The organism is Martinezella sp. CNPSo 3732, assembly GCF_057784515.1.
The window spans coordinates 326,693-350,543 of record NZ_JBXSOO010000002.1 but is presented as its reverse complement, the minus strand read 5'-3'; the positions used below and the strand labels follow the sequence as shown (position 1 = coordinate 350,543).

Here is a 23,851-nt window from a genome sequence, read left to right as displayed (position 1 = left end):
CTACAGGTGATTTCATGAGACTTCTTTGCTCGTCCACCTCCCCCTTCTCCAGCAAGGTGCGCATGGCGGCACGCCATCTCGGCATCAAGCTCGAGGAAATACACGTCGACACGAATGCCGGTCCGACACTGCTGATCGACAACAATCCGCTCGGCAAGATCCCGACATTGCTGACCGGCGACGGCGAAGCGATTTTCGACAGCCGCGCCATCATGCATTATTTCGACCGGCGCGAGGGCGGGCTCTACCCATCGAAGAAAGGCAAGCGCACGGAGATCGAAGTTCTGGAAGCGCTGATCGACGGCACCAACGAGTGCCTGCTGTCGATCGTCTACGAGCGCCGCTTTCGCGAACCCGAGAAGCAGCATCAGCCCTGGATCGACCGGCAGTGGGCGAAGGTCAGCCGCGCCCTCACCCATCTCGATGCCGAGCCGCCGAAGATCGGTAAGAAGCTGCATGCGGGTCACTTCGCGCTTGCCTCTCTCGTCGGCTATCTGCAGCTCCGTTTCGAAGGGCAGTGGGAAGCGGACTATGCGGGATTGACGGACTGGGCACGCAAGTTCGAGAAGCATTTCCCCGATTTTCCTACGATGAAGCCGCAAGTCTGAAGCGGTTCTGCGACGTCTCGCGTCACATCGGCAACTGATATCGGGTCAACAAAAAAGCCGAGGCGTGAACCCCGGCTTTTTCTTTATTCTATGCCGTCAAGTGATTAGAACTTGACGCCGATACCGACCTTGACGCTCTGCTCGTCGTAGCCGCGAGAGAAGCGACCGGAGTCGAGGTCGAAGTTCTTCTTGCCGTAATCCGTGTAACGGTACTCGAGGCGAGCGGTGATGTTGTTGGTGATGAAGGTTTCAGCACCTGCACCGACCGTGTAGCCAACAGCCGTCTTGCTGTCGGACGAGGTAGCATCTTCGAGCTTGTTTTGGCCGAGTGCCAGACCGGCCGTGCCGTACAGCATGAACGGATTGAAGTCGTAACCGAGGCGGCCACGAACCGAGCCGTTGACGCCGTTCTTGGCGGTCAGACCGTTGCGGGTGCTGTCAATGCCTGCGTAGCCGAGGTCTGCTTCAATGCCGTATACGATCTGGCCCTGCTGCCAGTTGTAGCCGGTGAAGGCCTGGCCGCCGAAGCCGTAGCCGTTGCCATTGCGGGTGAAGTGACCCTTGTTCCAGTCGCCTGCACCACCGATGTAGAAGCCGGACCAGTTGTTGACGGCCGGAGCTGCTTCCTGAGCGACGGGCGGCTGCGGAATCTGCTCAACAGCGTCGGCAGCCTGAGCTGCGGTGTAGCCGCCGAGAGCGAAAGCGGAGACCATGAGGGTCGTGATAAGAGTACGCATACTTTTCTCCTTTCAGTCCCGTGTGCCCCGCTTACTGTCCTTGACTTCGAAGCGCCACGAGCAATTAAAACATATCCCTCCCGGATCGAGGTTGAAATTGGAATGCAAATGAGGAAATGGAAGAGCCAAAATATGATATCATTGTGGCACAGACGTGGCTGAATTTCGATGTTGCTTCATCGCAACAGAGGAATTGTTAACCCTAATCATTGGTTAAACCGTGTATACTTGTTTTAAACTAAATATATCGCAAGTTTTACATAAGAAACCCCGAGGCGCTTCATTCGCTCATGCATCTTTTCATATGGTGTATCGAAGCCCTATATGAGCATCGATTGGGTAACAATGAGCAAAAGGCGATCTCTTGAGCCAGGAAAAACTACGCACGGCGTTGATAACCGGCGCCTCCAAAAGAATAGGCCTGGCAATTGCCGAGGATTTGTCGGCTAATGGCTTCGCCGTGGCGTTGCATGCCAATCAGTCCCTCACCGAGGCTGAGAAAATTGCGGCGAAACTGCGGCAAATAGGCCGGAGAGCTATTGCGATCAAGGCGGATCTGCAGGATTTGAGCGAGACTTCAACCCTTGTCGAAAGGGCGGCGGACGCCCTCGGCCCACTCGATCTTTTGGTCAATAATGCCTCTGCCTTCCTCGGTGATTCCGCCGATCATTTTGACGCAGAAGCCTTCGAGGCGCATTTCGCAATCCATGTGCGGGCGCCGTCGATTCTGGCTGCCGATTTCGTCCGGCAGCTTACCGAACCGCATCCGGGCCTGATCGTCAACATGGTCGATCAACGGGTCTGGGCGCTCAATCCGCGCTTCTATTCCTATACACTGTCGAAGGCTGCCCTCTGGACGGCGACTCAGACGATGGCGCAGAGCTTTGCGCCGCGCATCCGCGTCAACGCAATCGGCCCGGGCCCGACCGTGCGCAGCGTGCGGCAGACCGAAGAGGACTTTCAAGCGCAGATCGACGGCCTCATATTAAAGGCGGCACCGGGGCTCGAAGAATTCGGCCGGACCATCCGCTTTCTTTTTGACACGCCCTCGATCACGGGCCAAATGATAGCGCTCGATGGCGGCCAGCACCTTGCCTGGGAAACGCCAGATGTGTCGGAGAGTGCGGAATGAATGGAAGAAAGCTGCCCGATGGCGGCGTTCTCTACGACGAATCAGAGGATATCGAAGACGACATCGAGGTGGAAGGCGATGCCGCCGCCTCCCCTGTTGCGCCTGTCGATTGGAACGAAGGCGGAAAGAACGAGACCGGGCTTCGCGGCGCTGAACTGATCGCCGAATTCGTCAAGCGGCTGCCGAACAATCCCGGCGTCTATCGCATGTTCAACGAAGCCGGCGACGTACTCTATGTCGGCAAGGCGCGAAACCTGAAGAAGCGTGTTTCCAACTATGCGCTGGGCAAGGTGCATTCAAACCGCATCGCCCGCATGGTGCGCGAAACCGCCAATATGGAATTCGTCACCACGCGCACGGAAACGGAAGCGCTTCTGCTGGAAGCGAATCTCATCAAGCGCTTGCGCCCGCGCTTTAACGTGTTGCTGCGGGACGACAAATCCTTTCCCTATATTCTGATCACGGGCGATCATCGCGCGCCGGCGATCTTCAAGCATCGCGGCGCCCGCGCCCGCAAGGGCGACTATTTTGGCCCCTTCGCTTCGGCGGGCGCCGTTGGACGCACCATCAATTCGCTGCAACGTGCCTTCCTGATCCGCACCTGCACCGACAGCGTCTTCGAGACGCGCACGCGGCCCTGTCTGCTCTATCAGATCAAGCGCTGTTCCGGCCCCTGCACGCACGAAATCAGCGACGCAGGCTATGGAGAGCTGGTGCAGGAGGCGAAGGACTTCCTTTCCGGCAAGAGCCAGAACGTCAAGGCGCATATGGCCGAGGCGATGAACGCCGCCGCCGAGGATCTGGATTTCGAGCGCGCCGCCATTTTCCGCGACCGTTTGGCTGCGCTCTCGCATGTGCAGAGCCATCAGGGCATCAACCCGGCCGGCGTCGAGGAAGCTGATGTCTTCGCCATCCACCACGAGGGCGGCATTTCCTGCATCCAGGTCTTCTTCTTCCGAACCGGCCAGAACTGGGGCAACCGCGCCTATTTCCCGAAGGCCGATCCATCGCTCTCCGGCGCCGAAGTGCTGAACGCCTTCCTGGCGCAGTTTTATGACGACAAGCCCGTGCCGCGGCAGATCCTGCTGTCGGAGACGGTTGAGGAAATCGAGCTGCTGGCGGCGGCCCTCAGCGAGAAGGCCGGCCACAAGGTCACGATTCTCGTGCCGCAGCGCGGCGAAAAGCGCGATCTGGTCGAGCATGTCATCGCCAATGCCCGCGAGGCGCATGGCCGCAAGCTGGCGGAAACCGCTTCGCAATCGCGGCTGCTCGAAGGCTTCAAGGAAACCTTCAAACTTCCCTACGTGCCGCAGCGTATCGAGATCTACGACAACTCCCATATCATGGGCACGAATGCGGTCGGCGGCATGGTGGTGGCCGGGCCGGAAGGCTTCGTCAAAGGCCAGTACCGCAAGTTCAACATCAAATCGACCGACATCACGCCAGGCGACGACTTCGGCATGATGCGCGAGGTCATGACCCGCCGCTTCTCTCGTCTACTGAAGGAGGAAGGCAAGCCCGACCGCAACGGTGAGACCGACACCAGCGTCGAGGCCGCCGATCGCGCGTTCCCTGCCTGGCCCGACGTCATCCTCATCGACGGTGGCCAGGGGCAGATGACGGCCGTGCGCGCCATTCTCGAGGAGCTCGGAATCACCGACAGCGTCATCGCCATCGGCGTCGCCAAGGGTGTCGACCGCGAGGCCGGGCGCGAGCGTTTCTTTGCGCCATCGCGCGAAAGCTTCTCGCTGCCGCCGCGCGATCCCGTGCTCTATTTCATCCAGCGCCTACGCGATGAAGCCCACCGCTTCGCCATCGGTTCTCACCGCGCCCGCCGCAAGAAGGAAATGGTTAGGAATCCGCTGGACGAGATCGGCGGCATCGGCCCTTCTCGCAAGCGCGCGCTTCTCCAGCATTTCGGCACCGCGAAGGCCGTGTCGCGAGCCGCCCTTTCCGACCTGATGGCAGTCGAGGGCATTTCCGAAGCGGTGGCGCGTCAGGTCTATAACCATTTCCACGAGGACGCCGCGAAATAGGGAAAGCTCGTCGCAAATTCCACGCAATAGCGGTGAAAAAACAGAAACAATATTGACGATAAACTGACCAAACCATCATCTAGGGCGTGACCACCAAAAAGTGCGGAGCGGTTTTTGGTGGTCACACTCCATCAAACGACTTCAGCGGGATGGGATCAACAGTGCCCAGGCCGGTTCGGTCGAGACAACAGAAACGAAACGATTTCCATGGCTTCGCGCGCTTACAGCATCCCCAATCTGCTCACCTACGGCCGCATTATCTGCGTACCCCTGATCGTTCTATGCTTCTTCGTCGAGGGCAAGCTGGAGGGTTCGGATTTCGCGCGCTGGGTCGCGCTCTGGATCTTCGTCATCGCCTCGATCACCGATTTCCTCGATGGCTATCTCGCACGCATCTGGAACCAGACCTCCAATATCGGCCGGATGCTCGATCCGATCGCCGACAAGCTGCTGGTCTCCGCGATCCTGCTTCTGGTTGCCGCCGACGGTACCATTGCCGGCTGGTCGCTCTGGGCGGCCATCATCATCCTTTGCCGCGAAATCCTGGTTTCGGGCCTGCGCGAATATCTGGCAGCGCTGAAAGTCAGCGTTCCCGTAACCCGCATCGCAAAATGGAAGACGACAGCCCAGCTCGTCGCCATCGCCTTCCTTCTGGCTGGGCCGGCAGGCGACAAGGTGCTACCCTATACGACGGAGATGGGCATCATCCTGCTCTGGGTCGCAGCGCTTTTGACCATCTATACCGGCTATGATTATTTCCGGGCCGGGCTGAAGCATGTCGTGGATGAGGAATGATGACGAAACTCGTCTATTTCGCCTGGGTGCGTGAGCGGATCGGCAAGGCCGAGGAAGAGATTTCCCTTCCCGCCGATGTCGTCACCGTCGGCGATCTCCTGAGTCATTTGAAGGGCTTGGGCGAGGAATACGAGGCCGCACTTCAATTCCCGCAGGCGATCCGTGTCGCGATCAATATGGAGCACGCCGAGCACGATGAGCCGATCGCCGGAGCGCGTGAAATCGGCCTCTTCCCGCCGATGACAGGGGGGTGAGGAGCGGTCGGGCAACGCCCGAGCAATCGATCCAGTGAATCGATTGCAGCGACGAACGCCCCTTCGGCAGGCTCAGGATGCCTTGGCGAAGGGTCGAGAGGCACCTCAGCATGTTTGCGAAGCCGATCAAGGAAATTGCGATGATTTCACCATTCGTCAAAGTCCAGCGGGAGGATTTCGATCTCCAGGCGGAGATCGGCCAACTAACCTCCGGGCGGCACGATATCGGCGCAGTCGTCACCTTCTCGGGGCTTTGCCGTGACGAAGGCGGCACATTGGGCGCCCTCGAACTCGAGCACTACCCCGGCATGGCGGAGGCGGAGATCACCCGCATCGCCAAGCTGGCCATCGAGCGTTTCGAACTTCTCGGCCTGACCGCCATCCATCGCTACGGCAAGATTCCGCCGGGCGAGAACATCGTGCTCGTCATTGCCGCGGCACCGCATCGGCAGGCCGCCTTCGACGGTGCCAATTTCGTCATGGATTTTCTGAAGACCTCTGCGCCCTTCTGGAAAAAGGAGCATGGCAAGGATGGCGAAGAAGGTGGCTGGGTTTCGGCTAGGGATGCCGACGATGCCGCGCGGGCCAAGTGGGCCGGCAACACGTAAGCTTCAAGGCACCACTCTTTCGCGCCGGCTCATGACCAGCAGCAGGACGAGGAGCGAGAAGATGACGAAATCGCGCCACAGGAACGGGCCGTAAGCGCCCCACATCGTCTCCGTCAGGCCGAGGAGCGCGGCCCCGCCGGCCGACTTCAGCGGATCGGAATAGCCGCCGACCGCCGCGATCATCAGGACCTTCAGCCCGAACATCAGCCCTGCCCCGAAATCCATCGTTCCGTAATAGGAGGTGGCGAGCAGACCGCAGATGGTTGCCACCAGGGCTGACGCGACATAGGCCAGCAGAAAGACACGGTTGGCGCTCGCCCCGCAAAGCTCGGCGGCAAGGGAATCGTCCGTCACTGCCCGCCAGATGCGGCCCCATCCGGTGAATTTCAGCACATAGGCGCCTGAGAGGATGACAAGGATCATCAACGCCGTGTTGAGCAGCTGAATTTCCGTCAGCGTCACACGGAAACCGCCGCTATCCCAGAAGACGATTGCGCCGTTCAGGAAAGGCGGCAACCAGATGCCGCGCGTATTCGACGCAAGCCGCGCCGTTTCCATCAGGATGATCATCATGCCGAGTGCTGCGACGATCACGGTATTTGGCGATTTGCGCGACAGCGGCAGCATGATCGCGCGGCCGACGAGAAAGCTGGTGCCGATCGTGTAACCGACGGCGATGACGGCGCCGAAAGCAAAGGCGGCCGGCAGGATAAGATACATCTTGGTATAACCGACATCGGTGAAGAGCACGAGCATCTGGCCAGCAAAGGCGAAGAGCGCGCCATAGGTGATATCGGCCCGCTTCATGACCCCGAATGCAAGGGAATAGCCAAAGGCCAACGTCGCATAAAGTGCAGCGAGCGGAACGGCATTCGCCAATTGCTGCAGAAGATAGGCCATTCACCCCTCCGAAGAACCAGCAAATAGTAACTGGCAAAATTCATTTTACCAGTTATAATTTTCGTCATGAGCTTTTCCTGGACCCCACATCGCTTCTCCGGCGGCGCGCTTGCGCTCGATGTCGCCAACAGCGTGATCCTGCGCCATGACGACGAGCGCCGGATCGACCGCTTCGGGGCGGCAGGGCAGATGGATAGCTTCCCGAAAGCGGCTGCCAATTTTTGCGCGGAGCGGGCGCTCTTCGGCGATATTCTGCCGGTGAAGCGGGAAAACCGGACCGATTTCATCGGATTGCGCGAAGCGATCGACCGCTATTTCCGGGCGCGTGTTCTCGGAGAGGCTGCGGATCTGCTGCTCGCCGATCTGCTTGCGGCATTGGCTGGGGTCCTGAAGCGCGCCTCATCCGATGGGCTCGATGCCGCGACAGTCCATTCGACCTTGCGCCTCATCGCCATGCCCGATCCGGAACGGATGAAAATATGCCGCAACTGCGGCTGGCTTTTTATCGACCGCAGCAAGAACAAGAGCCGCGCCTGGTGCGACATGGCGGTTTGCGGCAACCGGGCCAAAGCCAGCCGGCACTACCGGCGCAAGAAGGAGGAGACTGCGCCATGACAATAAGAAGGATTGTGCTGACAACGATAAGTGTCGCGATCATCGCCGGCCTAGGACTGGCCGGCTGCCAGCGGAAAGACGATGAGGGACCGACCCAGCTTACCGGTCGCCTCTTCGTCTTCAACTACCGGGTGGCGAGCGCTAGCTACATGATCACACTCAAGAAGATCGCCCCGATCCCTGAAGGAACAAAGGCGATCGCGGAATTTGAAAATCCGGCCGGCGGCGATCCGCTTGTCGTCAACCAGAAGATCTATACATTCTGGGATAAGATCACGCTGGAAAGCCCGGACCTCCATTGCGTCCGCAAGGACCGCCCCTATGCCGTCTCGATCAAGCTGATCGATGCCAGCGACAAGACGATCCAGACGATCAAGACCGAGGTCAAATCCGATCTCGATCAGACCGTGCTGCCGACGAAGCCGCTGGTCGTCGGCCCGGTCTATACCGCCAATCCAGATGTCTTCAAGGGCGATGGCAGCGCCGACTATGGAAAGGATGTTGCCTGTCCGGCGTGAAAAAAGCCGGGACGCGAGGCCCCGGCTTTCATGAGTCAATTCAAATCGTTCAGCGCTTTCGCTGAAAGGTCGATTCAGCCGACGATTTCGGTTTCGGAGAACCAGTAAGCGATTTCGACAGCAGCCGTTTCCGGAGCGTCCGAGCCGTGAACGGAGTTTTCGCCGATCGACAGGGCGAAGGTCTTGCGGATCGTGCCTTCGGCAGCGTTGGCCGGGTTGGTTGCACCCATGATCTCGCGGTTCTTCAGGATGGCGTTTTCGCCTTCCAGAACCTGAACGATGGTCGGGCCGGAGGTCATGCCTTCGACGAGTTCGCCGAAGAACGGACGTTCCTTGTGAACGGCGTAGAAGCCTTCTGCTTCGCGCTTGCTCATCCAGACACGCTTGGAGGCGATGACGCGCAGGCCGTTGTCTTCAAAAACCTTGGTGATGGCGCCAGTCAGGTTGCGCTTCGTCGCATCCGGCTTGATCATCGAGAAAGTACGTTCAATCGCCATGGGTCCATTCCTTGTAATCAGAGAAAAGTGGGGCGGTCTTTACCTGCCCCAAGGCCCGAAAACAAGGGGGATCGGCCAATTTCACGCCGCTGTCACGGTCGGAGCGGTCGATTCGCGATCCGCTGGGTGGCGAAGCGGCTGCCCGCCACCGAACTTCGCGATAACATCACTGCCACTATAAGAGGAGACGCCTATGCTCAGACATTTCAGGATGCTTGCCGACTATAATCGTTGGGCCAATGTTCAAGTCTACAACGCCGCGGCAGACCTCAGCGACGCTGAATTCCACGAGGATCGCGGCGCCTTCTTCGGTTCGCTCCACGGAACGCTGAACCATCTGCTGATAGCGGACCGGCTGTGGATGCACCGTTTTAACGGCACCGGCGGGGTGCCGGCGTCACTCGATACCGTCCTGCATGACACGCTGAAAGGACTTTACAGCTTACGGGAGGCGGAAGATCGAAATATCATCACATGGCTGGAAACACTCAATGCCGAGGCGCTTGCGGTCGACATCACCTATACCTCAATCCTGCGGCCGGGCGCCATTACCGTTCCCCTCCATGCGGCGGTATCCCATATGTTCAATCATCACACCCACCACCGCGGCCAATGCCATACCATTCTTACATCCGTGGGCAAGCCGTCGCTGGTGCTGGATCTGCTTAACTTCCTGCGCAGCGAAGGGATACGCTGGATGTGAGCGAGAAGCGAACCGCTGTTTTCTGCTTTCGCCAAAACGTTGAGCACCTGCCTCATTTTGTTGCGATGCAGCGTGATTAAGGCACTTTGTTCATGTTCCCTTAACCTGCGAACCTGCAGATTGATAAGATATATCAGCTCACGGTTAGAAGCAGGCATGAAGAACTCGCAGACAAGCGTTTCGGCATATTCCATCAATGATGATGAAACGGAAACCGAGCTTGAGATCATCGGCCGCTTCATGACGCGGCTGAAGGTCAAGAACCTGCCGCGCAACTATCAGCTTTTTCATGAGGCGCTTTACGGGCAGGATCGCCATCTTGCCGAAGAAATAGAGGCGCTTGGCCCTCGTCCCTCGCAAAGCGGGCTCGATGAGATCGGCCTGAAGTATCGTCTCGTCAGCCATTGCGGGCTGGTGGCGCGCAAATCGGAAAGCGATGCGGCCGAAATGCTGCGCGAAGTGGCGGATCAGCTCGCCAAAGGGCTGAGGAAGAAGCAGCATTTTGCCCGCAAGATCGATACGGCTCCGCATGCCGATACCGCCCTCGACAGTCTCAATGCCTCGCTCAGCAATCTCATGCTCTATGAGACGGAGCTGACGGAGCGGCTGCGCAACTGCGCCAACCTCTCGAAATCCTCGCAAGACGCCGGCGCCTAAGCGACTTCGTGCTCTTGCCTTCAGCGTCGAGTTCGGCCAAAACCGCGCCATGATTTCGATTTCAGACCTTTCCGCCCGCATTGCCGGCCGCCTCCTCATCGATCATGCCAACGTGACGCTTCCGGCGGGCACAAAGGCTGGCCTCGTCGGCAAGAACGGTGCTGGCAAATCCACACTGTTCAGGATCATCACCGGCGATTTCGCCGCCGAAAGCGGCTCTGTCTCGATCCCGCGCAATGCGCGCATCGGCCAGGTTGCGCAGGAGGCCCCCGGCACCGAGGAGCCCCTGATCGATATCGTGCTGGCAGCAGACAAGGAGCGCTCCGCACTGCTCGCGGAAGCCGAAACCGCGACCGATCCGCACCGCATCGCCGATATTCAGACGCGGTTGGCCGATATCGATGCGCATTCGGCCGAAGCACGCGCCGCCAGCATTCTCGCCGGCCTCGGCTTCGACCACGAAGCGCAGAAGCGCCCAGCTTCCTCCTTCTCCGGCGGCTGGCGCATGCGCGTTGCGCTTGCGGCCGTGCTGTTTTCCGAGCCGGACCTGCTGCTGCTCGACGAGCCGACGAACTATCTCGACCTTGAAGGCACACTCTGGCTTGAGGACTATATCCGCCGCTATCCCCACACGGTCATCATCATCTCGCACGACCGCGATCTTTTGAACACGGCTGTCAATTCCATCGTGCATCTCGACCAGAAGAAGCTCACCTTCTATCGCGGCTCCTACGACCAGTTCGAGCGGCAGAAGGCTGAAGCCGACGAGTTGCAGATGAAGGCGAAGGCTAAGAACGACGCGGCGCGCAAGCACCTGCAGAGCTTCATCGACCGCTTCAAGGCAAAGGCCTCGAAAGCCCGGCAGGCGCAGTCCCGCATCAAGGCGCTGGAACGCATGGGTACTGTCGCTGCCGTTATCGAAGATCATGTGATGGGCTTCAGCTTTCCGGAGCCGGAGAAGCAGCCCGCTTCGCCTATCATCGCGATTAGCGGCGGGGCCGTCGGCTACGAGCCGGGCAAGCCGATCTTGAAGCGCCTGAACCTGCGCATCGATGCGGATGACCGCATCGCCCTGCTCGGCTCCAATGGCAACGGCAAATCTACCTTCGCGAAGTTCATTTCGGGCCGGCTGAGCGCGGAGAGCGGCGAAGTCAGGCTCGCACCGAACCTGAAGATCGGCTTCTTCGCCCAGCATCAGCTCGACGATCTCATTCCGAACCAGACGGCCGTCGAACATGTACGTCGCCGCATGCCCGAAACGCCGGAAGCGAAAGTGCGTGCCCGCGTTGCGCAGATGGGGCTGGCGACGGAGAAGATGGACACGCAGGTCAAGGATCTCTCCGGCGGCGAGAAGGCACGCCTTCTCATGGGTCTCGCCGCCTTCGACGCGCCAAACCTTCTGATCCTCGACGAACCGACGAACCATCTCGATATCGACAGCCGCAATGCGTTGATCCAGGCGCTGAACGATTATTCCGGCGCCGTCATCCTGATCTCGCACGACCGCCATCTGATCGAGGCCACCGTCGACCGTCTCTGGCTGGTGCGCGATGGCACCGTCTCCATCTTCGACGGCGATCTCGAAGAATACCGCAGCCTCGTCGTGGCCAGCCCGAAAGCCAAAGATGACAAAGCGAAGGCGAGTGCGGGCGACGATTCCGTTTCAAAGGCGGATCAACGCAAGCTGAATGCAGACCGCCGTGCTTCGCTGGCGCCGCTCAAGAAGAAGATCAACGAAATCGAATCCTTGACCGGCAAGCTTGAGAAATTGATTCAGGCTCTTGATGTAGAACTTGCGGATCCCGCCCTCTACGAGAAGGCACCAGCAAAGGCTGCGGAAAAGGCAAAGCAGCGTGCGGATGCCGCCGAGAAGCTTGCGGCCGCCGAGGAGCAATGGCTCGAGCTGTCATCGGAATATGAAAGCGGCATGGCCGGCTGAAACCTGACGGCTCGTTAAGGAATTCGCAGCCGATCCTAACCGATCATTAACCATAACTGCAGAAAATGCGCTCAACTTTCATAGACATATTGTTGAGCGATTCTGATGAACTACCGTGTGTTGCTAGCTGGTCTCGCCGTGTCCCTGGCTCTCGGAGGATGCGCCACGAAACCAGGCAATGAAGCGTCGCTCAAGAGCAGCTATGCCGCCGAAGAGCCGCGCCACAAGCCGCTGAAGGCCAATGATCCCATCGAGATGGAGCCGAAGAAATGGCTCGTCGCCGATCTCGAAACCCGGGATGATCTGGCGGAGTTGAGCGGCCCGCACAATCTTGCCGGCCGCACGCTGGAGGTCTCTTCGCTCAAGGATATCAGGCTCGCCGACAAGGAAGTCATTCTGACCTTCGACGATGGCCCGGCTCCGGGCAAGACGGAACGCATTCTCGCCACGCTCGATAAATTCGGCGTCAAGGCCGCCTTCATGATGGTCGGCGAAATGGCGCAGGCTCATCCGGCGACGGCACGCGAGGTGCTTGCGCATGGCGATGCGATCGGCAGCCACACTTTCCGCCATCCCGATCTCGACAAGATGACCTTCGATGCGGCGATGACCGAGATCGCCCGCGGCAAGGATGCTGTCACCAAGGCGATCGGCACGGATGTTCCCTTCTTCCGCTTCCCCTATCTTGCCGACTCCAAGCGCCTGCGCTCCGCAATTGCAGCCCGCGATATGATCGTCATGGACGTGGATATCGATAGCAAGGATTACTTCACCTCGACGCCCGCCTCGGTCGTCGATCGCACCATGAAGCAGCTCCATCAGCGCGGCCGCGGCATCGTTCTGATGCACGACATCCACCAGCGCACTGTCAGGATGCTCCCTGTTCTCCTGCGCCGGCTGGAAAATGAGGGCTACAAGGTCGTCACGCTGAAATACAAGCGCGAACCGGCCCCGGCGACCAATCTGGTCGCACAGGCTGATACCAAGATGGTCCGCTAAGGCGGGTCAATACCGAAAAATCCATGGACAATAAGGGCGCGGCTGCACGGTTGCTTCTGCGCCCTTATTTTGATTTGCTGATGCCTCATCACTATCAGCAATAGAATCTGGAGCCGCCATGCACCTCCACCTTGAACGCGACGACGATCCGCAAACCTTGCAATTCGTCGCCAAAATGGATGCGGACTCCGAGCGGCTGCTGAAGACGCCGGAATTCGAGGCGGATCGCAACGCGATCAAGGAGATGATCGAACGCGAGGATCGGCTGATCACTACCACCCGGCGCAGCAACTGGCTGTTCGATTTTCATCGCAGCGCCGATCATCCGCTTGGTCGCTGGTATCGGCTGCCGGCCGATCTCGCGCCTCTGCCCGATGCGCCGTGGGAACCGATCTTCGATCTCGATGCTTTCTGTGCACAGGAAGACAGGAAATGGCTCTGGCGCGGCGCCATCACCTGCCCGTGGGAGCCGACGCGCGTGCTGCTTTGCCTTTCCGATGGCGGCTCCGATCCCATTCGCATGCTCGAATTCGATTGCGAGACGAAGAGCATCGTCAAAGGCGGCTTCGACACGCCGGCCGTGCGCAGTCACGCGACCTGGCTCGGCCGCGACGAAATCGCCTATTTCGGCTCCATCGACCGCGAATCCTCGACGCGTTCCGGCTGGCCGCGTGTCGGCCGCCGCCTGAGGCGTGGCCAGTCGCCGGCGGATGCGCCCGTACTCTATGCCGCCGAAGACAGCGACATCTATGGCTCCTGTTCGATCTTCGATCCGCAGCTCGCCGGTCTTGCGACCGGAGATGCGGCCAGGCCGATCCGGATCTTCAGCGCAGGTCACGAAATCGGCAGCGCCAGCCATTTCATCGAGGATGGGGACGGTTCGCTGCGACGGATCGACTTGCCGAAGGATGCCGAGTTCGGGTTCAACCACTCCCATCTGATCTGGCTTGCCAAGACAGACGAACGGATCCCGGCCGGCAGCCTGGCCCTGCAGCCCCTGCCGCGGGAGCCCAGCAAGAGCAATGCTGATGAAAGACGCATCCTGTTTTCGCCCAATGAGCGCCAATCGGTTTCGCAATTCCTGCTGCTGCGCGAATGGTGCGTCTTCATCGTCTCGGACAATATGCAACCGCATCTCTTCGTTCTCGATCTGACCAGGACCGATGCCGAAATCCGCGAAATCGCGCTGCCTGACGATGTTCAGACGGTGTCGGTCTCGCCACTCTATTCCGATCTGCATCTCGGCGACGATACGCTGCAGGTCTATGGCGCCGGCTTTCTGCAGCCGCCCTCCTCCTACCGGCTGGATCTTGGCGATCGCCAGACCCCGCTTGGACTCAAGCACATTGGCAGCTCACCGACCTATTTCGACAGCGAAGGCATGACCTCCCTCCTGCTGGAAGCCATTTCCGAAGACGGTACGAAAGTACCCTATCATATCGTCTTGCCGAAGAACTGGACAAAGGGCGAGCTGCCGGTGCTGATGTATGGCTATGGCGGCTTCGACGTTTCGCTTGGCCCCTATTATTCCGGCGTCATTGGCCGCTGGCTGGAACAAGGCAACGCCTATGTCATGGCCTATATTCGCGGCGGCGGCGAATTCGGCCCGAACTGGCACCGCGTCGCAAAAGGCCAAGGTCGCCACAGGGCATTCGCGGACTTTGCCGCCGTCGCCCGCGATCTCGTCGCCCGCGGCTATACCAAGCCATCGCGCATTGCCGGCAATGGCGGCAGCAATGGAGGTTTGCTGACTGGCGTCATGACGACACGCTATCCGCAGGATTTCGGCGCGATCTGGTGCCAGGTGCCTGTCCTGGACATGACCCGCTTCCATGTCTTCCCGGCCGGAAAAGCCTGGATCGACGAATATGGCGATCCCGACAATCCGGCGGACCGCGATTACCTGCTGACCTATTCGCCCCTGCACAATGTCAAGCCTGCCTCCGAGATCACTTATCCGTCGATCTACATCGAAAGCTCGAGCAATGACGACCGGGTTCATCCCTCGCATGCCCGGCGCTTCGCAGCCCAGTTGGAAGCGCTCGGTCATCACCCGCTGTTCCACGAATTCGGCTCGGGTGGCCATGGCGGTGACGGCGCTTCGACGGAACGCGCGACACGTACCGCGCTGGGCTACAGCTTCCTGCGGGAAACGATCGTGAAAGGCAAAAACCTCTAGGCCGCCCCTCTTCCGGGTTCGAGCAAAAATCAATGGTTGCACCAGCTTCCGATACGCTTGAAACGCGTCGAGGGGCGTGATTAGCTGCAGTCGTGATCACGAAGAGCGGGCGAGCCCGCCCGCTCGTATCCGGGGGGAGTATTAGATGGATCGTCGTTCATTTCTGCGGAAAGCCGGCGTCGCCGGCGCCGGCTCTGTTGCAGCAGCTGCAACACTTGCCGCTCCGGCCATTGCCCAGAGCAATCCGAAGATCAACTGGCGCCTGACATCGTCGTTTCCGAAATCGCTCGATACGATCTATGGCGGCGGCGAAGTGCTATCGAAATATGTGTCTGAGGCCACAGACGGCAATTTCAACATCCAAGTGTTTGCGGCGGGCGAAATCGTGCCTGGTCTGCAGGCGGCAGACGCAACTTCGGCCGGAACCGTCGAGGCCTGCCATTCGGTCGCCTATTATTATTGGGGCAAGGATCCGGTCTGGGCCTTGGGAGCTGCCGTTCCTTTCGCGCTCAACGCCCGCGGCATGAATGCCTGGCAATATCACGGCGGCGGCATCGACATGTTCAACGAATTCCTGGCGACGCAGGGACTGATCGGCTTCCCGGCCGGTAATACTGGCGTGCAGATGGGCGGCTGGTTCCGCAAGGAAATCAACACGGTTGCCGATCTCAAGGGTCTGAAGATGCGCATCGGCGGCTTTGCCGGCAAGGTGGTCGAACGCCTCGGCGTCGTGCCGCAGCAGATCGCCGGCGGCGATATCTATCCGGCGCTCGAAAAAGGCACGATCGATGCAGCCGAATGGGTCGGCCCCTATGACGACGAAAAGCTCGGCTTCTACAAGGTCGCGCCCTACTACTATTATCCCGGCTGGTGGGAAGGCGGCCCGACCGTGCATGTCATGTTCAACAAAGCGGCCTATGAAGGCTTGCCGAAGGCCTATCAATCGCTGCTGCGCACGGCCGCCCAGGCGACGGACGCCAACATGCTGCAGAAATACGATTACCTGAACCCGGCCGCCATCAAGCGAGTAGTCGCGGAAGGGGCGAAGCTCAGGCCCTTCAGCACCGAAATCATGAACGCCTGCTTCGACAAGGCCAACGAGGTCTATGCCGAGATGGAAGCCAACAACCCGACCTTCAAGAAGATTTGGGAATCGATCAAGGGCTTCCGCGGCCAGCACTATCTCTATACCCAGGTCGCCGAATACAGCTACGACGTCTACATGATGACGCTGCAGCGCTCTGGGAAGATTTGATCGAATAGCCGATCCCAAAAGAGGGAACCTCGGAGCGGGGTCAGTTCACGATGCTCCGGGGTTTTTCGTTGTGCTGGATCGACAAGCAGGCCGATGCGCGCCGTGTGCATCAATTAAAAGATGGAGGTTGGCTGAGATCGTTGGCTGGCGGCTTCGGCTGATTGCCGCCGCCCTGATCCGCCGGCTTGCCGTCAAGGGGATTGCCGCCTGGAAGCTGCAGACCCGGCAGACCGAGGCCGCCGCCATTGTCCTGGCCGGGTGCGCCGAAGCCGGGGACGTCGATCTTGATCGTGTTGGGATCGATACCCGTTCCCGCTCCCTTGTAGTGCATGACCATCTGCGGGAACATGATCGTCAATGCCACCATCAGGATCTGGATGCCGACGAAGGGCACGGATCCCCAATAGATCTGGCCCGTCGTGACGGGCGCGATCTGCTTGCCCGTCACCCTGTCGAGATAGGGCACGCGGGCAGCGACCGAGCGGAGATAGAACAGCGCGAAACCGAAGGGCGGGTGCATGAAGCTCGTCTGCATGTTGACGCCGAGCAGGACACCGAACCAGATGAGGTCGATGCCGAGCTTGTCGGCCGCAGGCGCCAGCAGCGGCACGATGATGAAGGCAAGCTCGAAGAAGTCGAGGAAGAAGGCCAGCACAAAGACGAGGAGGTTGACGGCGATCAGGAAGCCGACCTCGCCGCCGGGCAGCGACACCAGCAGATGCTCGACCCAGACATGGCCGTTGACGCCATAGAAGGTCAGTGAAAAGACACGCGAGCCGATCAGGATGAACAGTACAAAGGCCGAAAGCCTTGTCGTGGAGGTCAGCGCCGAGCGGATGACCTCCATGTTCAGCCTGCCCTTGGCCGCGGCCATCGCAAGCGCGCCGACTGCCCCCATGGCGCCGCCTTCCGTCGGCGTCGCGATGCCCAGGAAGATCGTGCCGAGAACGAGGAAGATCAGCGCCAGCGGTGGAATGAGGACGATGATGACCTGCTGCGCCAGCCGGGACATCACGTTGAACTTCAGCCCCTTGTCCACGACTGCAATGGCATAGATGAAGGCAACGCCGACGGTGGCACCGAGAATATCCGCATCCCCGCCATAGGTCGGGGTCAGATAGATGTGGGCGGCATAGGCCACGCCGGCGCACACCAGCAATGCGATCAGCAAAGATGTGACGCCGGAGCCGAGCGAGCGGGCCTCCTTCGGCAAGGCCGGCATGGAGTTCGGCTTCACGATCGACATGATCAGCACATAGAGCATGTAGAGACCGGTCAGCACCAGGCCGGGAATGAGGGCGCCGGCATACATGTCGCCGACGGAACGGCCGAGCTGGTCGGCCAGTACGATCAGGACGAGTGATGGTGGAATAATCTGCGCCAGCGTGCCGGAAGCGGCGATGACGCCGGAGGCAACCCGCCGGTCATAGCCATAGCGCAGCATGATCGGCAGCGAGATCAGCCCCATGGCGATAACAGAGGCAGCGACGACGCCGGTGGTGGCCGCCAGCAGCGCTCCGACGAAAATCACCGCATAGGCAAGACCGCCGCGGATCGGCCCGAACAGCTGGCCGATGGTGTCGAGCAGGTCTTCGGCCATGCCGGATCGCTCCAGTACGATGCCCATGAAGGTGAAGAACGGGATCGCCAGCAGCGTATCGTTCGACATCACCCCCCAGAAGCGATCCGGAAGAGCATTGAGGAGCGGCCATGAGAGATTGATGGTGCCGCCCGAATAAGGGGCGAGCTCGACGCCGATCCAGAAGAACAGCAGCCCATTCGCAGCAAGCGCAAAGGCGACTGGATAACCCAGAAGCAGGAAAATAATGAGCGAGGCGAACATGATCGGCGCCATGTTCACGGCAATGAATTCGATCATCAGCGCGCCTCCCCGGCCGGGGTTTCGACATCGAGCGGCGCATGCGTCGGCACATAGGGTGTCGGATCATCCATATCGCCGCGCATGACGGCGATCTTCTTGATGATCTCGGAAATCCCCTGCAGCGCCAGCAGAAAGAAGCCCGCCAGCAGCAATGCCTTGCCCGGCCAGATGATCAGGCCGCCGGCGCTCGAGGAAACCTCTCCAGACATGAAGGAGATGCGGACATAAGGCACGAGATCGTAGACCATCAACAGTACGAAGGGCATCAGGAACAGGCAGTGGCCGAGTAGATCGATCCAATGCTGCACCCGGCGCGGCAGCGAGCCATAGACGATGTCGATGCGGATGTGTTCGTTCTGCCGGAGCGTATAGGCGGCTGCAAGCATGAAGGCGGCACCGAACAGATACCATTGCGCTTCCAGCCACGCATTGGATGAGGTGTTGAAGACCTTTCGGACGATCGCGTTTCCGGCGCTGACCAAGACGGCCACCAGAATAAGCCATGAGACCGATTTTCCAATGATCTCAGTCACATAGTCGACGATTCGGCTGAAGCCGAGCAATGTTTTCATGATTTCCCCCCGCAGCGATTCTTCCCGGATCTTTTGGCTGCACAGCGAAAGAGTGCCGATTTCAGGCTGTGAATCAAGAGCCGGTACCCGTTTTCCAAGCATGATGACGCATGGGTACAATGGTCCAAGATTGGACCCGATGCCTGCATTTGCGATTTGCCGCCCTTGCCCACATCAGGCATTCTGATAAAGATCGCTTCAATAATCATACTAATCGAGAGACGCACATGTCCCCCATCAACCTCGCTATCGTCGGTGTCGGCAAGATCGTCCGCGACCAGCATCTTCCGTCCATCGCGAACAATGCGGATTTCAAACTGATCGCCACGGCAAGCCGTCATGGCACGGTCGAAGGCATTCCTGCCTTCACGACGATTGTAGCCATGCTCGATGCCGTGCCTGACATCGATGCCGTTTCTCTCTGCATGCCGCCGCAATATCGTTATGAAGCCGCGTACAAGGCGCTTTCGGCCGGCAAGCATGTTTTCATGGAAAAGCCGCCGGGTGCGACGCTGAGCGAAGTGGCCGATCTCGAGAACCTGGCAAAAGCCAAGGGCGTATCTCTCTTCGCGAGCTGGCACTCGCGCTATGCTCCGGCGGTGGAGGCTGCAAAGAGCTTCCTCGCCAGCACCAATATCCGTAGCGCTCACGTAATCTGGAAGGAAGATGTCCGCCACTGGCATCCGAACCAGGAATGGATCTGGCAGGCCGGCGGCCTTGGCGTCTTCGATCCGGGCATCAATGCGCTGTCGATCGTCACCCATATCCTGCCGCCGCTTTTCCTGACCGGCGCGACACTCGAATTCCCGGAAAATCGCGATTCGCCGATCGCGGCCGACCTGCACTTCAAGAGCGGAGCCGGCCTTCCTGTCCACGCCGAATTTGACTGGCGCCAGACTGGCAAGCAGAGCTGGGATATTGTTGCAGAGACGGATGCCGGCCAGATGGTTCTGGCCGAAGGCGGCTCCAAGCTTTCCGTCAATGGCGAGCTCACATTCTCGGCGCCCGAGGCCGAATATCCCTCGCTCTATCGCCGTTTTGCGGAGATCGTCAAAGCCGGGACATCCGACGTCGATCTTTCGCCGCTGCGCCACGTCGCCGATGCCTTCATGCTGGGCAAGCGCAAATTCGTTGAAGCATTTTACGATTGATGAGGCTTTCCCGGTGAAGACAATGCCGCCCGCGGCGTGCTAGCGTGGCGCATCGTCTTCACTGGAGAGATGCCTATGGCATCGGAGCATGAACAATCTTTTGGCCTCGGCGTCGGCAACAAATCCGTCAAGCTCGCCGACCCGAACCAGAGCTGGCATGAAGCCTATTTGCTGGAGGAAGCTGCCATTCGCAAGGCTCTCGGGGACCTTGCCGTCGATGTCCAGCATTTCGGCAGCACTTCGATCCCAACGATAAAAGCCAAGCCGATCATCGATATTGCCGTCGGCGTGCGGCGTTTCGAGGATGGGCTTGCCTGTGTCGAGCCGATGGCGTCTATCGGCTACGTCTATGCCGGCAGCAATATCGTACCGGACGACCATATTTTCGGTCGTGACATTCAAGGGGATACCCGCACGCATCTCGTGCATGTGGTCGAATATGGCGGTCCAACCTGGCGCAACTTCCTGATCTTTCGCGACCGGTTGCGCAGGGAGCCGGATTTGGCGCATGCCTATGAGGCACTGAAGATCGAGCTTGCGGCAAAATATGCCAATGATCGCGCGTCCTATACGGCGGCGAAAAAGGATTTCATCCAGAAGATTCTGTCGGAAGGCGCCTAAAGCACCGTTCCGCAAAGAGGAAGAAGATCAGGCCTTCTTCTCCCAGCGGCCGTCTTGCGTCTGCTGCCAGTAGGTGAGGTTATGTCCCTCGCCTTTCAGGCGCTTCCATTGGACGCGCGCGCTTTCCAACTGTTCCTGATCATAGCCGTCGAACATCAGCACGACGCGTTGATAAGCTCCGACATCCGTTGCCTCGGCGCCGTCGATGAAGAAACGCACCGTGGCGTTATTTATATTGTCAGAGGAAATGGTCAGCAGCACCGGCTGTTGGTCAGCCATTTCGCCTTCATCGGTGCCATGCGGCAAAAAGCTGTCCTCGCGATAGGTCCATAGATGGCTATCGAGGAGATCGCGCCGTGCCGGCTCACGCATCTGCACGGCCACCTGCCAGCCACGTTCGACACTCTTGTCGATCAGCGGCGGCAGGGCGTCTTCAAGTTTCGATTCCGTCAGATGATAGAAGAGAACGTCGGTCATGGCGCCTCTTCTAAAGCAATTCCAGGAAAAGTGCGAAGCGGTTTTCCGTTCGGAATTGCGTCACCAAAAGGATAGAGCGTTTTCGCGATTCGAAGAAAAGCGGAAAGGCTCTATCTTGCAAATCCGGCCGGTCACGATTCGTAATTGGCTCGGACCAGTTCATCGAGCAGGCGCACGCCGAACCCGGAACCCCAGGACTGGTTGATCTCGTCCTGAACCGAACCCATCGCCGTGCCGGCGATATCGAGATGGGCCCAGGGCGTGTCGCCGACGAAGCGCTTCAGGAACTGGGCAGCGGTGATCGAGCCGGCATGGCGGCCGCCGGTATTCTTCATATCGGCGAACTTGCTGTCGATCATCTTGTCGTAGTCTTTGCCAAGCGGCATGCGCCACAGGCGCTCATCGGTCGCAAGACCTGCCGCCGTCAGTTCGCCTGCCAACTTGTCGTCATTGCAGAACAGGCCAGCCTGCAGGTTGCCGAGCGCGACAAGGATTGCTCCGGTCAGCGTCGCCAGGTTGATCATGAACTGGGGCTTGAAGCGGTCGTTGGTGTACCAGAGCGCATCGCAGAGAACGAGCCGGCCCTCGGCGTCGGTGTTGATGATCTCGATCGTCTGGCCGGACATGGAGGTGACGATATCGCCCGGGCGCTGCGCATTGCCGTCGGGCATGTTTTCCACAAGACCAATGACGCCAATGGCGTTTACCTTGGCTTCGCGTGCGGCAAGCGTATGCATGAGGCCGGTGACGGCTGCCGCACCGCCCATGTCACCTTTCATCTCCTCCATGCCGGCAGCCGGCTTGATGGAAATACCGCCGGTATCGAAGACGACGCCCTTGCCGATGAAGGCGACCGGCTTGTCCTTCGCCTTGCCGCCCTTCCATTGCATGACCACCAGGCGCGGCGGCCGGGCCGAACCTTGCGCGACGCCCAGCAGAGCCGCCATGCCGAGCCGGCGCATTTCTCGCTCTGTCAGGATCTCGATCTCGACACCGAGCTTCTCCAATTCCTTGGCCTTCGCCGCAAATTCGACGGGACCGAGAACATTCGGCGGCTCGTTGACGAGATCGCGCGCGAGAATCACGCCGCCGGCCACGGCTTCGGAGGTCGCATATAGCTTCTTGGCAGCTGCCGCTTCCTGGGTAACGATCGTGACCTTTACCGCCTTGCGGGAGGCACCCTTCTCGTCCTCATCGCCTTTCTTCGTCTTATAGGTATCGAAACTATAGGCGCGCAACAGCATGCCCAAGGCAAAATCGGCTGCTTCCTTGGCGCCAACCTCGACGGCAGGCGCATCGATGAAGATCGCCACCTTCTCCGTATTGCGGATTTTTGCAGCTGCGGTGCCGCCGAACTTCAGCCAGTCGTGCGCGGTCAGGCCCTTAGCCTTACCGGCACCGATGACGATGATCCGGTCGACGGGCGAGGCCTCGGGGGCGATGATATCCAGACTGCTCAACGCTTTGCTCTTGAAGCCGGATACCGGCGCCGCCTTGGCGAAAACATTCGCCGGATCGGCGCTCTCGGCACCAGCCGGCAGCTCACTGTCCGTGCCTTTCAGGAGAATGGCCAGACCGCCGCTGAGACGAGCCGACTTGGCGAAGGAAATCTCGAATTTCACAGACATTTCTGCTCCGATAATATGCGTCGTAGTGAGAGAACTTTGCACAACCATCATTCAAGGTCTGACTAAGGAATACAAGCGTTTGGCGCGGCATTCCTTATATATGGCGATAATGGCGGTCAGCGGCTTCAAATCCCTGTCATTTAGTGCGAGTAGGCTGCACGCGATGGTGTTTTAGCCGCCTCGGCGGCACAATTCTTGTCGGAAAGCCGCCTTGATCATAGATTTCAACAGCCTCAATCGCGAAGATCGCTTTCCAGAGATTCTGCGACCGCGCACGGCAGGTGATGCTTTCATCGCCCTCTTCTGTCTCTGGTGGGCTTTGCTGGGTCTGTTTTCCCTTTTTCCACAGATCGATCTCGGCGTCGCAAACATGTTCTTCCAACCGCAGCAATGCCTTGGAAGCACCAGGCCCGATCAGATCTGCGGCACTTTTCCTTATAGCAGCGATCAGCACATGCGCCTGTTGAGGGAAATCTTCTTTCAACTCCCCTATGTCGTCGCCTTTCTGCTGCTCTGGATGCTTCTCAGATGCTGGCAGGATCATGGCGCGACCTTCAACGCGCTCAGAGCCCGCAATCTCAAGGTTGCACTGGGCTCCCTGCTCCTAGGCCCTGTGCTGATCGTCAATCTATGGCTGAAAGGCTTCTCCGGGCGCCCCCGGCCACGGCAGACCGATCTCTTCGGCGGCACGCTCGATTTCGTGCATGCCGGATCCTTCGCCGGCAAATGTGTCAGCAACTGTTCCTTTATCTCTGGCGAAGCGGCAGCGGCTGGTTGGCTATTCTGTCTGATCCTCATCATTCCGCAGCCGTTCCGATCGGCGGCTGCCCTGCCGATCACGGCAGTTTCGCTGCTGATTCCGGCACTTAGAGTCGCCTTTGGCGGACACTATCTCTCCGATGCGGTCCTCGGCTGGCTTTCGTCGCTTGTCGTATTCGCCGCGCTGCTCGCTTTATCCCAAACAACACACGACAGAAGAATCTCCGGAAATTAACGAATTTTTTTCGAGTTGGTTGTCGCCAAAAAAACGTAAACAGCGTAGAGGAGGGTGAATCTCTGTCGGCTCGTTCGGCAGCTGTTGCGTTTAA

At 59.3% G+C, this 23,851-nt stretch carries 24 protein-coding genes; 17 read left to right on the top strand and 7 right to left on the bottom strand.

The genetic code is table 11. From position 1 onward, the window contains the following. The first annotated feature begins 14 nt into the window (after positions 1-14). A complete protein-coding gene (locus AC13RM_RS06575) occupies positions 15-608 on the top strand; it encodes a glutathione S-transferase (RefSeq protein ID WP_440479475.1) in 594 nt (197 codons plus the stop codon). Positions 609-712: 104 nt separating this feature from the next. Here AC13RM_RS06575 and AC13RM_RS06570 read toward each other — a convergent pair whose 3' ends face one another. After that, a complete protein-coding gene (locus AC13RM_RS06570; protein WP_113229576.1) occupies positions 713-1,345 on the bottom strand; it encodes an outer membrane protein in 633 nt (210 codons plus the stop codon). 364 nt (positions 1,346-1,709) lie between these two features. Between AC13RM_RS06570 and AC13RM_RS06565 the strand changes: the two genes are divergently transcribed. From AC13RM_RS06565 to AC13RM_RS06545, 5 genes are all read left to right on the top strand, one after another. Further along, positions 1,710-2,477 (top strand): SDR family oxidoreductase, encoded by a 768-nt coding sequence (locus AC13RM_RS06565; RefSeq protein ID WP_374816184.1) that lies wholly within the window; start codon positions 1,710-1,712, stop codon positions 2,475-2,477. Then, a complete protein-coding gene (uvrC, locus tag AC13RM_RS06560) occupies positions 2,474-4,513 on the top strand; it encodes an excinuclease ABC subunit UvrC (protein WP_374816182.1) in 2,040 nt (679 codons plus the stop codon). The genes AC13RM_RS06565 and uvrC overlap by 4 nt, the downstream gene beginning before the upstream one ends. A 207-nt stretch (positions 4,514-4,720) precedes the next feature. Next, positions 4,721-5,308: a CDP-diacylglycerol--glycerol-3-phosphate 3-phosphatidyltransferase gene (pgsA, locus tag AC13RM_RS06555; RefSeq protein ID WP_113229573.1), complete on the top strand. Its 588-nt coding sequence runs from the start codon at positions 4,721-4,723 to the stop codon at positions 5,306-5,308. Then, on the top strand, positions 5,308-5,562 hold the full coding sequence (gene moaD / locus AC13RM_RS06550; RefSeq protein ID WP_069616328.1) for a molybdopterin converting factor subunit 1: 255 nt from the start codon (positions 5,308-5,310) through the stop codon (positions 5,560-5,562). The genes pgsA and moaD overlap by 1 nt, the downstream gene beginning before the upstream one ends. A 140-nt stretch (positions 5,563-5,702) precedes the next feature. After that, complete coding sequence (locus tag AC13RM_RS06545; RefSeq protein ID WP_113229676.1) at positions 5,703-6,170, top strand: molybdenum cofactor biosynthesis protein MoaE; 468 nt, start codon at positions 5,703-5,705, stop codon at positions 6,168-6,170. Positions 6,171-6,173: 3 nt separating this feature from the next. Here the strand turns inward: AC13RM_RS06545 and AC13RM_RS06540 are convergent, their stop codons facing one another. Next, on the bottom strand, positions 6,174-7,070 hold the full coding sequence (locus AC13RM_RS06540) for a branched-chain amino acid ABC transporter permease (RefSeq protein ID WP_113229572.1): 897 nt from the start codon (positions 7,068-7,070) through the stop codon (positions 6,174-6,176). 66 nt (positions 7,071-7,136) lie between these two features. Between AC13RM_RS06540 and AC13RM_RS06535 the strand changes: the two genes are divergently transcribed. Together AC13RM_RS06535 and AC13RM_RS06530 are read left to right on the top strand one after the other, a co-directional pair. Next, complete coding sequence (locus AC13RM_RS06535; protein ID WP_374816181.1) at positions 7,137-7,685, top strand: CGNR zinc finger domain-containing protein; 549 nt, start codon at positions 7,137-7,139, stop codon at positions 7,683-7,685. Continuing rightward, the gene (locus AC13RM_RS06530) at positions 7,682-8,203 is read left to right on the top strand and encodes a hypothetical protein (protein ID WP_374816179.1); all 522 of its coding nucleotides are present in this window, start codon (positions 7,682-7,684) and stop codon (positions 8,201-8,203) included. Before AC13RM_RS06535 ends, AC13RM_RS06530 begins: the two co-directional genes overlap by 4 nt. A 74-nt stretch (positions 8,204-8,277) precedes the next feature. Here the strand turns inward: AC13RM_RS06530 and ndk are convergent, their stop codons facing one another. Continuing rightward, positions 8,278-8,700 (bottom strand): nucleoside-diphosphate kinase, encoded by a 423-nt coding sequence (ndk, locus tag AC13RM_RS06525; RefSeq protein ID WP_113229569.1) that lies wholly within the window; start codon positions 8,698-8,700, stop codon positions 8,278-8,280. Between the two features lie 193 nt (positions 8,701-8,893). On the opposite strand from ndk, the gene AC13RM_RS06520 reads away from it, so the two are divergent. The 6 genes from AC13RM_RS06520 (at position 8,894) to dctP (ending at position 16,432) form a co-directional block, all read left to right on the top strand. After that, a complete protein-coding gene (locus AC13RM_RS06520; RefSeq protein ID WP_374816177.1) occupies positions 8,894-9,403 on the top strand; it encodes a DinB family protein in 510 nt (169 codons plus the stop codon). A 156-nt stretch (positions 9,404-9,559) separates the two neighbouring features. Then, the gene (locus tag AC13RM_RS06515) at positions 9,560-10,060 is read left to right on the top strand and encodes a hypothetical protein (protein WP_374816176.1); all 501 of its coding nucleotides are present in this window, start codon (positions 9,560-9,562) and stop codon (positions 10,058-10,060) included. Positions 10,061-10,109: 49 nt separating this feature from the next. After that, entirely contained in the window at positions 10,110-11,999 is a 1,890-nt protein-coding gene (locus AC13RM_RS06510) for an ABC-F family ATP-binding cassette domain-containing protein (RefSeq protein WP_374816175.1), read from the top strand. Between the two features lie 105 nt (positions 12,000-12,104). Beyond that, complete coding sequence (locus AC13RM_RS06505; RefSeq protein ID WP_374816174.1) at positions 12,105-12,998, top strand: polysaccharide deacetylase family protein; 894 nt, start codon at positions 12,105-12,107, stop codon at positions 12,996-12,998. Between the two features lie 118 nt (positions 12,999-13,116). Next, a complete protein-coding gene (locus tag AC13RM_RS06500) occupies positions 13,117-15,177 on the top strand; it encodes a prolyl oligopeptidase family serine peptidase (RefSeq protein ID WP_488554712.1) in 2,061 nt (686 codons plus the stop codon). 145 nt (positions 15,178-15,322) lie between these two features. Next, a complete protein-coding gene (gene dctP / locus AC13RM_RS06495) occupies positions 15,323-16,432 on the top strand; it encodes a TRAP transporter substrate-binding protein DctP (protein WP_015339378.1) in 1,110 nt (369 codons plus the stop codon). 109 nt (positions 16,433-16,541) lie between these two features. Here dctP and AC13RM_RS06490 read toward each other — a convergent pair whose 3' ends face one another. Both AC13RM_RS06490 and AC13RM_RS06485 read right to left on the bottom strand, forming a co-directional pair. After that, positions 16,542-18,311: a TRAP transporter large permease gene (locus AC13RM_RS06490; protein ID WP_374816169.1), complete on the bottom strand. Its 1,770-nt coding sequence runs from the start codon at positions 18,309-18,311 to the stop codon at positions 16,542-16,544. After that, positions 18,311-18,886: a TRAP transporter small permease subunit gene (locus AC13RM_RS06485; protein WP_374816167.1), complete on the bottom strand. Its 576-nt coding sequence runs from the start codon at positions 18,884-18,886 to the stop codon at positions 18,311-18,313. Before AC13RM_RS06485 ends, AC13RM_RS06490 begins: the two co-directional genes overlap by 1 nt. A gap of 227 nt (positions 18,887-19,113) precedes the next feature. On the opposite strand from AC13RM_RS06485, the gene AC13RM_RS06480 reads away from it, so the two are divergent. Together AC13RM_RS06480 and AC13RM_RS06475 are read left to right on the top strand one after the other, a co-directional pair. Next, positions 19,114-20,037 carry a Gfo/Idh/MocA family protein gene (locus tag AC13RM_RS06480; RefSeq protein WP_374816165.1) on the top strand — a complete coding sequence of 308 codons (924 nt, stop codon included), beginning with the start codon at positions 19,114-19,116 and terminating at the stop codon, positions 20,035-20,037. Positions 20,038-20,112: 75 nt separating this feature from the next. Further along, positions 20,113-20,658 (top strand): GrpB family protein, encoded by a 546-nt coding sequence (locus tag AC13RM_RS06475; RefSeq protein WP_015339373.1) that lies wholly within the window; start codon positions 20,113-20,115, stop codon positions 20,656-20,658. Between the two features lie 27 nt (positions 20,659-20,685). Here AC13RM_RS06475 and AC13RM_RS06470 read toward each other — a convergent pair whose 3' ends face one another. Together AC13RM_RS06470 and AC13RM_RS06465 are read right to left on the bottom strand one after the other, a co-directional pair. Continuing rightward, positions 20,686-21,135, bottom strand: a complete 450-nt coding sequence (locus AC13RM_RS06470) for a DNA polymerase III subunit chi (protein WP_374816163.1) — start codon at positions 21,133-21,135, stop codon at positions 20,686-20,688. Positions 21,136-21,266: 131 nt separating this feature from the next. Next, positions 21,267-22,763 carry a leucyl aminopeptidase gene (locus AC13RM_RS06465; protein WP_374816161.1) on the bottom strand — a complete coding sequence of 499 codons (1,497 nt, stop codon included), beginning with the start codon at positions 22,761-22,763 and terminating at the stop codon, positions 21,267-21,269. Positions 22,764-22,974: 211 nt separating this feature from the next. On the opposite strand from AC13RM_RS06465, the gene AC13RM_RS06460 reads away from it, so the two are divergent. Beyond that, entirely contained in the window at positions 22,975-23,757 is a 783-nt protein-coding gene (locus AC13RM_RS06460; RefSeq protein WP_440479480.1) for a phosphatase PAP2 family protein, read from the top strand. The last annotated feature ends 94 nt before the right edge of the window (positions 23,758-23,851 follow it).

Excerpts from the sequence above, each read along its gene's own strand:
- AC13RM_RS06485 (WP_374816167.1), bottom strand. The coding sequence starts at position 18,886 with ATGAAAACATTGCTCGGCTTCAGCCGAATCGTCGACTATGTGACTGAG.
- AC13RM_RS06510 (WP_374816175.1), top strand. The coding sequence starts at position 10,110 with ATGATTTCGATTTCAGACCTTTCCGCCCGCATTGCCGGCCGCCTCCTC.
- AC13RM_RS06570 (WP_113229576.1), bottom strand. The coding sequence starts at position 1,345 with ATGCGTACTCTTATCACGACCCTCATGGTCTCCGCTTTCGCTCTCGGC.
- AC13RM_RS06535 (WP_374816181.1), top strand. The coding sequence starts at position 7,137 with ATGAGCTTTTCCTGGACCCCACATCGCTTCTCCGGCGGCGCGCTTGCG.
- AC13RM_RS06490 (WP_374816169.1), bottom strand. The coding sequence starts at position 18,311 with ATGATCGAATTCATTGCCGTGAACATGGCGCCGATCATGTTCGCCTCG.
- AC13RM_RS06480 (WP_374816165.1), top strand. The coding sequence starts at position 19,114 with ATGTCCCCCATCAACCTCGCTATCGTCGGTGTCGGCAAGATCGTCCGC.
- moaD (WP_069616328.1), top strand. The coding sequence starts at position 5,308 with ATGACGAAACTCGTCTATTTCGCCTGGGTGCGTGAGCGGATCGGCAAG.
- AC13RM_RS06520 (WP_374816177.1), top strand. The coding sequence starts at position 8,894 with ATGCTCAGACATTTCAGGATGCTTGCCGACTATAATCGTTGGGCCAAT.
- AC13RM_RS06475 (WP_015339373.1), top strand. The coding sequence starts at position 20,113 with ATGGCATCGGAGCATGAACAATCTTTTGGCCTCGGCGTCGGCAACAAA.
- AC13RM_RS06515 (WP_374816176.1), top strand. The coding sequence starts at position 9,560 with ATGAAGAACTCGCAGACAAGCGTTTCGGCATATTCCATCAATGATGAT.
- dctP (WP_015339378.1), top strand. The coding sequence starts at position 15,323 with ATGGATCGTCGTTCATTTCTGCGGAAAGCCGGCGTCGCCGGCGCCGGC.
- uvrC (WP_374816182.1), top strand. The coding sequence starts at position 2,474 with ATGAATGGAAGAAAGCTGCCCGATGGCGGCGTTCTCTACGACGAATCA.
- AC13RM_RS06530 (WP_374816179.1), top strand. The coding sequence starts at position 7,682 with ATGACAATAAGAAGGATTGTGCTGACAACGATAAGTGTCGCGATCATC.
- AC13RM_RS06545 (WP_113229676.1), top strand. The coding sequence starts at position 5,703 with ATGATTTCACCATTCGTCAAAGTCCAGCGGGAGGATTTCGATCTCCAG.
- pgsA (WP_113229573.1), top strand. The coding sequence starts at position 4,721 with ATGGCTTCGCGCGCTTACAGCATCCCCAATCTGCTCACCTACGGCCGC.
- AC13RM_RS06575 (WP_440479475.1), top strand. The coding sequence starts at position 15 with ATGAGACTTCTTTGCTCGTCCACCTCCCCCTTCTCCAGCAAGGTGCGC.
- ndk (WP_113229569.1), bottom strand. The coding sequence starts at position 8,700 with ATGGCGATTGAACGTACTTTCTCGATGATCAAGCCGGATGCGACGAAG.
- AC13RM_RS06540 (WP_113229572.1), bottom strand. The coding sequence starts at position 7,070 with ATGGCCTATCTTCTGCAGCAATTGGCGAATGCCGTTCCGCTCGCTGCA.
- AC13RM_RS06470 (WP_374816163.1), bottom strand. The coding sequence starts at position 21,135 with ATGACCGACGTTCTCTTCTATCATCTGACGGAATCGAAACTTGAAGAC.
- AC13RM_RS06465 (WP_374816161.1), bottom strand. The coding sequence starts at position 22,763 with ATGTCTGTGAAATTCGAGATTTCCTTCGCCAAGTCGGCTCGTCTCAGC.
- AC13RM_RS06505 (WP_374816174.1), top strand. The coding sequence starts at position 12,105 with ATGAACTACCGTGTGTTGCTAGCTGGTCTCGCCGTGTCCCTGGCTCTC.
- AC13RM_RS06500 (WP_488554712.1), top strand. The coding sequence starts at position 13,117 with ATGCACCTCCACCTTGAACGCGACGACGATCCGCAAACCTTGCAATTC.